Origin of the sequence: Pseudomonas sp. BF-B-26 (assembly GCF_019956495.1) — a bacterium.
Lineage (GTDB): Bacteria > Pseudomonadota > Gammaproteobacteria > Pseudomonadales > Pseudomonadaceae > Aquipseudomonas.
The window spans coordinates 1-12,865 of record NZ_JAHBDP010000076.1 but is presented as its reverse complement, the minus strand read 5'-3'; the positions used below and the strand labels follow the sequence as shown (position 1 = coordinate 12,865).

Sequence of the window (12,865 nt, the reverse complement as noted above, 5' to 3'; positions counted from 1 at the left end):
GCAGCGCCTGATAGACTCCCCCTCGACTTCCCTCGCCAGTGAGCTTGCACCCATGCTCCACGTGTTGTTCAGCGTTTACCTGAAGATGCTGGTGCTCTACAGCCCGTTCTTCGTGTTGTCCTGTTTCATCAGTCTGACCCGCGGTTATTCGCGCAAGGAACAACGCCGTCTGGCCTGGAAAGTGGCGACAGCCACACTGGTCTCCAGCGTCTTGCTGTACCTGTTCGGGCGAGTGATTTTCAGTGTGTTCGGCATCACCGTGGACGCGTTCCGCATCGGCGCCGGCAGTGTGTTGTTTATCTCGGCGTTGGGCATGGCCCAGGGCAAGTCGGCGGTGCAAACCGACAACGTGCAGCAGGACGTGACCATCGTCCCGCTGACCATTCCCCTGACGGTCGGCCCCGGCACCATCGGCGCCTTGCTGGTGATGGGCGTGAGTCAGCCTCATTGGGACGACAAACTCACGGCCATTCTGAGCATTGCCCTGGCCAGTTTTACCGTCGGCGTGGTGCTTTACCTGTCCAACCGCATCGAGCGCATTCTCGGTGACCAGGGGTTGCAGATCGTCAGCCGGTTGATGGGGTTGTTCGTCTGCGCATTGGCGGCGCAGATCATCTTTACCGGGGTGAAGGGCTATCTGGTTCCCTGAATCGGCTTAGGGGACGGCCTTCCAGGCCGTTCCCCTGCCACACCAGCCGGTATACGGGTCCGCACGGGCAACTCGATAGATTACGTTGTTGTCTGGTGTTGATTACTTACTCCGGAGCATTTCTGCGGCGATTGAAGCGTTTCTGCAGCAGCGGCTTGTAATACTGCCCCAAGTACTCTTCCAGCTCATTCTTCAGTCCAGCATAACGAATTGGGTTAAAGGTAATAAAAGAACTACCACGAAAGATATCGAGATCCGAAGTTTTCCAGTTAAAAAAGAGAGGCGTGGTTTCCTTACTGATGCCCACGCAGTCGATCGATGCCAACGAAGTCACGATAATACCATTGGCCAATTGATCACATGGCATCACCGCCAGCCGGACACCTTTACTGCCTATAACTTCGCGATTGAACAAGTTGATCGCTTCCGGTTCCTTCTTCAACGCATCCAATGTCGAACTAGCAACTGCGCCAAGTACAGAAGCCCCCGGAATCGCGGCTTTCGCTGCATCCATACCGGCCTTGACGATGTCGGTAACGATGTTGTCCATGGTCAATTGGCGGGAACTCTTCTGATAAACGGTGTAACCGGAATCTGCCACGAAACACCCTGCTTCATCCATGCATTTCAGGAACGCGAGATACCACGCTTGAGGGTCATCGCCTGGCACTTCGTAACTTGCCTCCAGCTTCGAAAACTTGATCAGGTTTTCAATGATCGCCATATTTTCAAGCGTAATTTTTTCGCCATAACCCACCAGCGTATTGGCCAGCACGACCGCATCCAGCTCTTTGGTCGGGCTCGAAGTATCTGTTGCCACAAATGACCGCATACGAATGACAGGCTGCTCAGACAACCGCCGACTAATACGCGCCTTCACTAAATCAGTACATTTTTCGACACCGACAGCACTTTCAATAATATCCATATTCAACATTCCATTTAATAAGTTAATAGTACCCTAAAGAGGGCAAGGCGAATCTAACGCACCCTACCCGGGCAGACAAACCACAATTAAATTCCATATATGTATAAGAACAGCACCCAATTCAAGAGAAAACTTCACACATATAACAAAGCCGGCACTGACACTCACCACTGTAAGCTGTGGACATTGCACAACGTGCAACACCCTCATATTTATTTTATCAGGAGTTACTTATGAGCAATACGCTACCGTCCGGTGTGGTGACGGGCCCCAATCTAATTTCAAGTGTCGGCGAACTTACTCTGCAAGACTTTGACGACTTAACCAACTGCACGCACATTGCCACACGGTCTGCCGACCTCGTCCATAATCGCTTTGCCAACTCACAATACTGGCTGGATGAATATGTTCGCACTCTCATGTTTCTCGGCTGGTCGCTCCATGAAGGTGCCATTACGACACGAATACGTTTTGATGTTTCTGGCAGCGTTGCCGATTTTCTGGTGCGCAAAGCGCAAGCCCTGAGCGACTCAGGGCAAGCAAATGCCATGATTGACACCCTCGACGCCTTGCGACCAGACATTGGCGCCGTGCGCTCACTGGACGACGAGAGCCTTAAAGGGCGTCGATTCCAAGTGCTTCCTGCGCGTTATGACTCAAGTAGAAATCTCCATATAGCCGTTTTCAACCTCGAGTTGGTTGCCAATGAAACGAAGAACGGCTTCTTGTTTTGGTCCTGGGAAAAGCAATCGGCGAATCTCGTTCAACAGAGTGCCTTTCTCAAATTGAACAGAGCCATACTCGACACAAAAAGACCGCTTATGGAGACCAAGCTCCGTGAACAAGTCATGAAGCGATTTACCTTGAGGAAGGTAAACCCATAAACCGCCTCGCACACATAAAAAACCCCTTCACACGTTTGAACATGTGAAGGGGCGACGCCGAACGCGGGGATCAAACTTGTACGATTGCTTCTCTCTGCCGGGTCATCAACAACGTCATGCCCACCTTCGTCATTAGCGCCGCAAGCTGCCTGTCCTCGCCATTGAGGGCCAGTGCCTGCACTAGCTGATCAAGGGTTACGGTCATTGTGGTGCCATGAACCTGAAGACTCAGGCTCATCGCACGGCGCTCAGTCAAACCGTCGGAGTGGTTGAGCAGGATCAGGCTGTGTCCGGTATTCGGGTCGGTGAACAGCAACTGATTTTCAACCAGACTGACCCGCCACGCATCCTGCGCCCCAGTATCCAGAATCAACGTGCCAGGCATCTGTGACTCAGCGCTCAACGAACGACGACAATCAACCATAATGCATTCAAGCCGCTGCCAGACAGTGCTCGATAGGCTGCAGCTGATCGCTCTTGGCCCATAACTCAAGATCAACTGTGTAACGTCGTCAGGTATCAACGGCATAACGTCACTGAGCTCGCCCTGAAACTCCAGCATTAGTACCTCGTCTTCACGACGAGCAACGCTTTTCTCCAGCCACACATCCTTCGAAGCGCTGTATGTCAGTTGGCTGGGCGTTTCATGTAACAAGGCAACCGTTTTGTTTCGAACACCCAGCAGTCGGGTTTCCAGTCTCGTATCGACCTCACCCACCACACGATCGATACCCTCGACATACCATTGGTAGCCCGAGTAACCGCCAACCGATACAAATGCTTCGTGGGGATGTTTGCTCACCAGCGCCTTCAACGCTTGCCTCAACCTCGCATCGTATGGGTCTTTCGTCCCCTGTTGCGCCAGCACCCAGCCTCCCGTGACGCCGACAATACGTGCCGGTTCACCGAACACCATCTCGAGTTCAACCCCTTCAAGCGTCCGTCCTCGCAGACCGGAGCCATGTGTCCATACCTGTGCAAAAGACCATTCGGGCCAAACCTTTTGTGGCACAGGCAACAGGTCCTGCCGCAGAAGCTGCAGACCATTGTCAAAGAGGGTCGGTAGTTTTTCAGGCTCAAGGAACGCTTGGCGGTAAAGTTGCCCAACGGAAACATCCAGCAGCCAGCCCGTCTCCTCATTTGGCGTCGTTGCCACCAACTGCATGACCTTGCCGGGGCCCATATCCGCCATCAGCCATCGATGGTCGACGTACCAGGCACACAGTTTTTCATCCCGTACGCCGCTACCCAGACCAAGAATCGAAAAGCTCGACGCTTGATGCGCCTTCGCAAGCGCCTCAACGTCGGTCCAGAACTCAAAGCCTATGCCCAACGGCCCTCTGGCATCCTCCAGCCAGTCTTCGGAGACTCCGGCCAGCTGCGACTGCCCTTGCTCGTTGATATCGAAATACAGCCCTTCCCTGGTCAACGCAACGTAGCGTTTTTCATTAGCGATGACTTCAATCACATTCCAGGGCCCGATACGCTCAGCCTGGGCATCCGCACCGCTAACGGTCGTCCCGATCTTCTGGCGATAGAGGGTCCGATTGAGCTTGTCAAAGAACAGGACGGTATTACCCTTCCTGGTCGCGGGTGTCAGCAACATCGGGCTGACCGGGCCGCGCGGTCCCTCAATCTGCGACACAGCGGGACGAATCAGCAGGCCATCGGCAGCACGGACCCACGTGCTGAGCGATTCCTTTTTGCCCTGTGTCAAAGGTGTTATCGAGACAAAAGCCGCTGGCTGATAATCCACGACTTTCACTTGGGTCAAAGGCCAAAGTTTGGAGTCCTTGACCAACAATTCGTAATCCCACAGGAAGTTCGACCACCCCCGCATCACGCCCTTGAGCAGCAGGTCTTGCTGGCGCTCGGTCAAATGACCTGCAATCGCCAGCAGCAAGACTTCGTCCTCACCCAACAGGTAGACCACCTCGGCTTCACGCCCAGTGCGCTGGGTCACTTGCTGGACAATCCGAATGACCCCCTGCCCCAGGACCTGGAACACCGAAATGCTCGAACCGGGCACCGGGTCCATCAGCCTATAGAATCGATTGACTTGCCCGGTGACCACATCAGAGCGCCAGATGAGTGCTTCCCAGGAGCAATAGAAATACGCCTGCCCACCAATAACCGCGCCCAGCCTGGCTTGGTTCGCCAGGGCTGGTGGGAGGTCGCGAGCGTAGATGAAACGATCACGGGCCTGCTCATAAAAAGCCATAGTGAGTTGTGGTTCTTGTGGGTCTGCGAACGGAACCGGGAAATTCTGTACCGCGGTGAATGGGCTGGCTAAACGATTGGCGCGGGCCAGGTTCCTGACTCGGGCCTGGATCATCGCGGTGTCGGCAGTCGGATCGTTCTCCAGCTCTTCAAGCAGCAGTTGCCGTTTCGCCCAGTCAACTCGAAACGAGTTATGCGAAGTCTGGATAACCAATTCGGGTGTACCCATGACATGAACGTCGATAGCCCCCACCTTCAAAAAGCCGTCGCTGACAACGATGTCCGCTTCACTCAACCAGAGCGCACGCAGCGTCCAGGCCATGGGGCGAGCTTTTGCCTGTGACAGATTGATCGAGCGCACGCCCGGGGCGAGTGTCAGCGCGCAATGACCACCCACCCCTTCAACACTGTAGGTCAGCTTGCCGTGCAACATCTTGGGCAGCTCGGGCACCAGCAACAAACGCGGTTCCTCATCCAGCAAGACCCTGATCGTCGTCTCGACCTCTATCGGATACAAGTTGTGCAGGATGTACTCGGAGGGGAACTTGTAAAAGGTAAACCAGAACTGGCGATTGCCTGCTGTGTCGTACTCCAGCTTCAGCGCGGTTTCAAAATGCTCGGAACGCGTGGTCGAAAACGGCAGGGCCGAGTAATCGAAACCGAACCAGGTCTTGGCCACACACGGCAGGACAATGGCCTGAAAGGTCGTCAAATCGCCAATAGCCGCATGCTCCGGCAACCCGAGGTGTTGACGAATGTTGATGGCTTTCGAACGATCAGGATTCTGATCTGGCGGGTTCAGCGTATAGGTGTTGGCCGACAAAATTTCCTGACTGTCAAACGTCAGCCGCTGGTTGCGCAAATCAATCTCGCGGATGGCCGCGTAAGGATTCGGATAAAACACACCCTCCCTGATCGAGTGACCGCCCGAGCGATACGCCTTATCGACGCGGTTCAGGTACTGACCGATCCGCCGTCCTCGTTCCAACGTGCCATTGAACCCTTCAACCAGCGCACTGATGCCAATGGCGAACCCACCCAGGATCACACCGGCTCCGCCAAGAAACGCAGCCACCGTACTGGCACCTGCCAGGCCGGCGCCTATGCCGGCCGCGGACAGTGCCAACCCCGCGGAATCGAACGCCAACTGCGTACCGTATTGCGCCTGTTGCAGATCGTCCTTGGCATTAGCCAGCAGATAGATATCGAAACCCAGAGTAGCCAGTTGCATCACCGTGGCCAAACCATCCCTGGCAATATGTCCCAGCGCATTGACCACTACCGAGGAGGTGGTTCGGGCCACCAGCGGTGCGTCGTTCAACGCCACCCTGACCAGTTTGACCAGTTCCACGATGTCGAGCAGATTGCCATGGGCCAGTTGCGCGTAACTGAGGTAACCGTGCATTCGCACAGCTGTCGTCAGGCTGCGGTCTTCATTGATGGCGCTGATTTGCTCATGAGACTGGAGCGCTACCAATAGCGCCTGAACCGTAAAAGCTGCATTCAAGGTATGCACGGCGCTGACATCGCTCGGGTCAACCCTGCCCGGCACTGACGGCTTGACCGACAGTGTCTGGAAAGTCTCCGTCAGGTAGGAGCGGATCCGCGGAAGGACACCGTCAGTGCTTGGCACCCTGACGGTGCGCGTTGGATCCTTGAGATTGACCAAGCTGATTTCATAGTGTCCACCAGACACCTCTCGCACACTGTCGAACACCGGAACAAAGTCTCGCCCAAGGCTACTTTCCGCGTGGAGGCGATCAGCGCTGTGCTGAATCTGCTGCGCCCAGTGACGGGCATCCAGTTCGTTCAGCCCTCGCCCCAGTCGGGCATTTTCCACCAATGAACGGGCCCGTAACTCAGCATGGTGTTCCCATGGCGCCACCGTTACCCCGATGCTGATCGGATCATGACTCAGCAAACCTGACACATTGATCTGCGATGGAAGCGTCAGATCGGCGACACGTGGACCATTGAGGTCGACGACGTTGAACGTCGCTTCCATCACGTGATTGATCTCATAGAGTCTGGCCAGCTCAGGGCTGCTGAGGAACCGCTCAAGACCACGGTGCAGGTCCTGCGCCTGTTCGAATCCGAAGACACCGAAATTCGGATCGTAGAAGTGGTAGGCACTCGACTCGCCAGCGACGACTTTTGCCACCAACAGGGAATGGCTTTCGGTGTTAAGCATCAAGGTACGGGTGGAAGTACTGGCTTGCAGGGTCCGCATGACCTGATCCAGCCCGAACGCTCCTGATAAAACGCCCGACCGCGCCATTGGTACAGTTCGCAGCTCATCGAGGGTTCGCAGAAAAGCATGGGTTTCATTGGCGTCGGGCGCAAGGTTGGCATTGGCCAACCTGCCGCTCAAAGCGTCCACAGCCGAGGGGCCTTTTTCAATGGCCGCCGCCATGGCCAATACCAGCGGATAACAACGCCTTCCAGGATCGCCTTCACCCCTGACCAATAAACCCTGAGGCATCAACCTCCCCGTCGAAGCACCTTGCTCGATGAAGGTTTCCAGCACCGTGGCGCTGCGCTGGAAGATGTGTTGACGCAGCTCATGTTGGGCCTGAAACCTGATACGGGCCATGTGCTCGCCCCATTGGCGCAAGGTCAGCGGTTTCTCGAACGCGAGGGCCTTGAGCACTTGAGCGCTGTTCTTCGATGGCTCAACCCTTGCCTGGGCAGCTGCAAAACCAGCTTCGAATGCAGGAGGCCTGCGTGTGAGCAAGGCCTGCTCGATGGCCAGATAACGCTGGGCGAAACCCAGGTCGGTGGTGCTCTGCGCAAGGGCTCGGGTGTGCTGCCAGGCATCGTCGAATCCGGCATTATCCAGCGTCTGCGCGCCGAACAGCCCGCCGAGCAGTACTCGATGCACCGGGCTCAACTGATCAAGCGGCAGAGAGTCGTGGCCAATGCGAACGATCATTTCATTCAGATTGCCGATCGGCTCAAAACCGTGCGAGACCGGAAGTTCTACACGGGCTTGCGCCAGGATCCGCTGACGCTCATCGAAGCTCAGGGACCAAGGCTTATCGAAGCTCAGGTCGCCGCTAAGCTTTTCGTTCATGGCCCGGATGAAGGGGGCTCCCAGGTCATCCACCAACTGCTGCAAGATGTCGGTCTGTAAAACCGGGCGGCCTTCAATCACAGGCCAACCCTTTTCAAACGTCATGAACTGACCTTTAAGCAGCTCCGTGATGTTGCCTTTGAAATGGGCCTTATAGCCGCCCTGGCTCGCTTTTGTTGTCTCAAGCTCGAACCAGGCCGCCTCAGTTTTGGCATTGTCTTTCCAGCTGTGATGGGTTTCTTCTTCGGTGGCGAGGTTAAAGCCGTCGAACAGGTCAACCTTGTCGCTGATCTGTTGGCGGCTTTCAAGCACCGCATGGTCGTCGACAAAGTCACTCAACCCGCTGGACACCGCCGTCGGCCCGCTCATCGCAATGGCCGACTGGGCACCGAATCTGATCCCGTCGGCATCATAGTCATTGATCGCCTGCAAAAAACTGTTGAGGCTTTGCAGATTCGAGTTCCAGCTTGAAATCGGACCGTGTTGTTTCTCCATCTCCCGGATAATCAGATCGGGAAATGCCTGGCGATCCTGAAGCGATACATTGCTGCTCAAGGCCTGCGCAACTACCCGGTCCAGGAATTGATAGTTGCTGCGAATTTTTTCCATAACGGCGGCGAGTTGTGCAGAATCCGCATGACCACTCAACAGGGCATTGGATAATCCGTTGAATGGCGTCTTGATTTGATTCGCCATCGAATCAGGCGTGTTTTTATTACCGACACGCAGACCGTTCGACGCGACCATGACGTCATTGAACGGGGCAAAAATATCGCTGAGGGACGGCGTGCTTTTGGCAAATGCGGTTATCGCCTCTCGGTGTTGTTCGGGCACCTTGGGGCGAAAATCCGCATAGGCCTGTCCCCGATTCGGAAGCAGTGTCGGGTTGTAATCAAACAATACCTGCATCACACCTATACGTTCTTCGGCACTGAAGGCGGCGAGGTCCACACCACCGAGCACTTTATGCAGAGACGGCAGCAAATCAGCATCAAGATAGGTTCCACCCTCGCTATTCAGAACTTGTAAACGTGTGATATCGGATGCAGCCGCCAAGTTGGTCCGAAACGAGATTTCGCGCTCATAAATATCGAACATCGGTTGATCGATAAGCTCTACGTGTATGTCTCGATGAGTCATTTCCAGGCGTTGCAGAGATTGAAGATTGCGGGCTTTGAGTGCCTTGAGCGCACCTTCATCCTGGCCATAGGCACTGACTAAAAGATCGATTCGCGCCTGATCGGCGCTACCGCCCGCCTGTGTGACCGTCTGGATATGCTCGAACATCTGCTGTCGCAACACTCGCGTTCGCTCGATGTAACGGCGACCCAGCGCGGCAGACGTATCGACTGCGCCTTGTGGCGCAGAAATCGTCCCCAGCGCTTTGGCTGACTCGACGATAATGCGATTGGTCTCATGGGCCAGCAACGCATCGCTGTCATACCACAGGTTGAGGCTGTAACCCTGCGGGGCAAGCATTTGCCTCCAGACATTGATGTAGTCTCCCTGAATAGCACCAATGCCCCCGCCCACCCAGACAAAGTGCAACTTTTTAGGCACGGGTTTGGCGGTATTCAGGAGTTCGACCGTTGTACTCAAACGCAGGAAATAGTCCGTCAATTTATCCCGGACTTTTGGCAGTGTGGCCGCCGAGCCTTTCGGGCTTGTTGATTCGAGCGTTTCCTTCAATAGACTTATCGCCGTCAGCTGAGCGTCAAGCGTCGACGCTTCGCTAGCACCGTCGAAGTAACGCAAGGCCGCTGCGTGCGCCGGCATATCTTTGAAACCGCTCAACGCAAACTCCAATTCGCTGCGATCAAACGGCGTGGGGAAAGTGTCAGTCTGATTTAGCGTTTCGCCAGTTGTACTTTTCATTTTCATATCCATATGTAAAAAGCTGACAGCCACTCCCCCATCGAACAGGCTCAATGTGTCAGTGGCTGTCAGAACTCAACCTTCTATCGTTTCAATTATTGCGGTGGGCAAAATATCTTTGAGTAACACACTGCTCGTGCTGCCATTCCTGGCCAGGGCACTCACCAGTGTTGACACCGCGAAGGACTGATGGCCGCTCATCGTCAGAAATACGTTCCGTTGCAAAACGACATCCGTCGAGAACACGTCGCGAAAGATCAAACTGTGTCCGCTGTCGGCATCCACAATCACCAAGTGCTCATCGACCCGGCTCGCCCACAATTGATCCGCAACCACGATATCCCAGATCAGTTTTCCCGGAACCGAGGGCGAGTGGTCGAGCGAAGGGCGGCAATCGACAATGACTGATTGAAGTTTCAACCACGCCGCCCTGGTAAGCCGACAGGTCGTTGAACCCTCACCCATTTTGAGCACCAGGATGCTGACATCATCGGCAATCAGCGGCAGCAGGTCGCTGCCCGTCTTTGGCCCTTCGACCACCAGTACTTCGGCGTTGCGCTGGACATAGTCGAGCGGCCCGACCCTGTTGTTTTGCGGATAGGTGTGCAAAAAACCATCCATGGAGTCATGCAGCATCACGTTGGTTTGATGCTGGGTGCCGACGAGTGTGAATTGCGCAACGACAGCGGTCTTCGGAATGCGGATCAACCGCCCGGTCCGGACTACGTACCATTGTTGGTAGTCAGGGTCTTCGACGGACAGAAAATCGGCGCATCGATGTTCATTCGCCAGCGCCGCCAACCCCTCGCTCAACTCACCTTCCAGCGCCGCGACCCAATGGCTGTCAACGCCCGTAATCCGTGCCGGTGCGTTGTACTGTAAATCCACCTCCACACCTTCAAGCGTCGTGGCCCTCAGACCAGCGCCTTCTACTGTTGCGTCGCTAAACGTCCAGCTCGCCCATTCCTGCGTCGCGGCTGGCAATGCCGCAGGCGTTAACAGTTTCGTTCCCTGGGCAAATGCTGTGCTCAAGTGCTCTGGATCGATAAAACCCTGGCGGACAATCTTCCCGGTTGATAGATCGAACAGCCAGGTGGCCTGATTATCTGGAGTAATACTCAGCAACCGTACTTCTTTACCGTGCCCCATTTCAGCGAGCAGCAACCGACCATCCAGGTACCAGGCGCACAAGGCATCGCCCTTGAAACCGGTCAAACCCAGGATGGCAAAACTCGGCACCTGGTGGTGCAACGCAAGCGTTGCCAGCGCCAACCACCATTGGCTTTTGTCCTTGAGCCAATGCTCGGTCAGCCCGCCAAATCTCAGGTTCCCTTGCGGCGTAATGTCAAAGAACAGACCCGCGTCGGTCAGGACGAGATAGTCCCGCTCAACGGCGACAACATTTTTTAGCCCAAGGGGGGAGATGTTGCTGGACGACCATTGTGCACGACCATCCACCATCAACCTTTGCTGGCACATGAGGCGTTGGTGAAGTTTGTCGTAGGTCACGAACACTTCGCCCTCGGCACCGGCGGGAGCGATGAGCACAAGATCACTCAAGGCCTTGATCGAGTCTGCCCATCCTCGCGCACGGTGACGCCTGGCAGGTGCACGAATAATCAACCCATCACCGCTGCGCACCCAGACCAGATCCCGCAACTCGGCATTGATCTGCCAACAAATCGAAACCAGTGCAGCGGGACGCCAGTTCACCGTATTGGTGGACTCCAGCGGCAGGTGATAGTCGCCCAGTACGTGCTTCCAGTCCGTCAGCGTGTCGGCCTCTAAAAGCGACTGAAGTGCAGGATCCTGACCGCGGGTGATCGAACTGAGCAACACGCTCCGGTCATGGATCACATAGGTCAGTTCATCGTGCCGGTCGTCCTTTCCAGCGAGCCGCTGCACGATCTGAATGCCGCCATTGGCCACGGCCTCAAAGCGGACAATCGCCACGCCAGTTCTGTAAAGCAATCGATAGCGCTGAACCAGCGTCCCGGTGATCGCATTGACCTGCCAGACATAGAAATCATCGGGATGATAGAAGTAAGCCGAACCCTCCAACACTGCGCCCAATACCACCTCGTCGGACAACAGCACCTGCGGGTCGCGGATGTACAGAAAACGATCCTGAGCCGAGTCGTAATACGCGACGACTGTCCTGGGTTCGTCCGGCTTTTCATAGGGCACCACAAAGTTGTGAACCGGGGTATAAGGCATGGCCAGGCGATGTTCACTGGCCAATGACTTGAAGTGATCCAGCAACGCTTGCTCCCCAAGCGCCGGATCGGCCACTTCTTCGACCACCTCCATGCGCAGGGCGGCAAGATCCACGCGCAGGATTTTGTTATCCGCAAGCTTGAGCAATACATGGTGAACACCACTGCCACTGAAGGTCACATCCAATGCCCCCGAAACAAGGCGGCCCCCGGCCTCTATCCGGATATCTGCCTCCACCAGCCATGGCATCAGCAGCACCCATTGCATCGCAATCTGACCGGGTGCGGCGAGTTCAAGGCTCACCCCGGGATTGAGCAGCACGGAACATTGAGCCCCTGCGCCTTCTACTCGGTAGGACACCAGCCCGTGCCACATTTTCGGTAGCGCAGGCACTGCCAGTGAACGCTCGACATTATCGAGACGAACATTGAATAGCGTTGGCTTGTAGACCGGATTCAGCCGGTTGACCACGTACTCTCCGGGGAATGAATAGAACGAAAACAGAAATTGCCATTGCCCCTGTTCGTTCTTTTTTTCCAGTCGACGCGCCGTGTCGTAACCGCCGGCATGACGAAACGTGACAAACGGCAGCAACTTGTATTCGTAGGCGTACCAGGTCTTGGGGGTGCAGGGCAGAACGATTGTCTGTCCTGCCTGTGGGGAGAAACGCGCCGAGTCCGGCAACCCAAGCCCCTGGCGAATATCGGTGGCGCGGTCGTAATCCACATCGAAATCCGGAACCCCGAAATGGTCCCGAAGCGGGAACAGTTTCGGACTGTCGAAATGGACGGTGGATGCGCGCAAATCCAGATCGGCAAACACCAGCAAGGGATGCGCTATCCAGGCATTCGAGGCCTTGTCCAGGTGATAGCCACCTTCTAAGTGCGCCTTTTCCAGCCCATCAAAAAACAGCGCGACCTCCTTGGCTTCCTCGGCAATGGTGGCAAAACCTTCGGCCAGCGCCGTAATGCCTACCGCCAGCCCGCCAAGAATCACCCCGCCCCCTCCCAGCACCGCAG

The 12,865-nt window shown here is 55.6% G+C and carries 5 protein-coding genes; 2 read left to right on the top strand and 3 right to left on the bottom strand.

What is annotated here, in order from left to right; genetic code table 11:
* Nucleotides 1-52: 52 nt before the first annotated feature.
* Nucleotides 53-649: a MarC family protein gene (locus KGB03_RS15635; protein ID WP_007937197.1), complete on the top strand. Its 597-nt coding sequence runs from the start codon at nucleotides 53-55 to the stop codon at nucleotides 647-649.
* A gap of 106 nt (nucleotides 650-755) precedes the next feature.
* Here the strand turns inward: KGB03_RS15635 and KGB03_RS15630 are convergent, their stop codons facing one another.
* Nucleotides 756-1,577 (bottom strand): hypothetical protein, encoded by an 822-nt coding sequence (locus KGB03_RS15630; RefSeq protein ID WP_223527528.1) that lies wholly within the window; start codon nucleotides 1,575-1,577, stop codon nucleotides 756-758.
* 233 nt (nucleotides 1,578-1,810) lie between these two features.
* On the opposite strand from KGB03_RS15630, the gene KGB03_RS15625 reads away from it, so the two are divergent.
* The gene (locus KGB03_RS15625) at nucleotides 1,811-2,461 is read left to right on the top strand and encodes a hypothetical protein (protein ID WP_218538648.1); all 651 of its coding nucleotides are present in this window, start codon (nucleotides 1,811-1,813) and stop codon (nucleotides 2,459-2,461) included.
* A gap of 70 nt (nucleotides 2,462-2,531) precedes the next feature.
* Here the strand turns inward: KGB03_RS15625 and KGB03_RS15620 are convergent, their stop codons facing one another.
* Both KGB03_RS15620 and KGB03_RS15615 read right to left on the bottom strand, forming a co-directional pair.
* The gene (locus tag KGB03_RS15620; protein WP_223527526.1) at nucleotides 2,532-9,629 is read right to left on the bottom strand and encodes a TcdA/TcdB pore-forming domain-containing protein; all 7,098 of its coding nucleotides are present in this window, start codon (nucleotides 9,627-9,629) and stop codon (nucleotides 2,532-2,534) included.
* A gap of 75 nt (nucleotides 9,630-9,704) precedes the next feature.
* On the bottom strand, nucleotides 9,705-12,865 hold a 3,161-nt coding region (locus KGB03_RS15615; protein ID WP_317851232.1), incomplete at its 5' end, for a TcdA/TcdB pore-forming domain-containing protein.

Bases quoted from the DNA above. Each gene is read 5' to 3' on its own strand.
- KGB03_RS15635 (WP_007937197.1), top strand. From the start codon at position 53: ATGCTCCACGTGTTGTTCAGCGTTTACCTGAAGATGCTGGTGCTCTAC.
- KGB03_RS15630 (WP_223527528.1), bottom strand. From the start codon at position 1,577: ATGGATATTATTGAAAGTGCTGTCGGTGTCGAAAAATGTACTGATTTA.
- KGB03_RS15625 (WP_218538648.1), top strand. From the start codon at position 1,811: ATGAGCAATACGCTACCGTCCGGTGTGGTGACGGGCCCCAATCTAATT.
- KGB03_RS15620 (WP_223527526.1), bottom strand. From the start codon at position 9,629: ATGAAAAGTACAACTGGCGAAACGCTAAATCAGACTGACACTTTCCCC.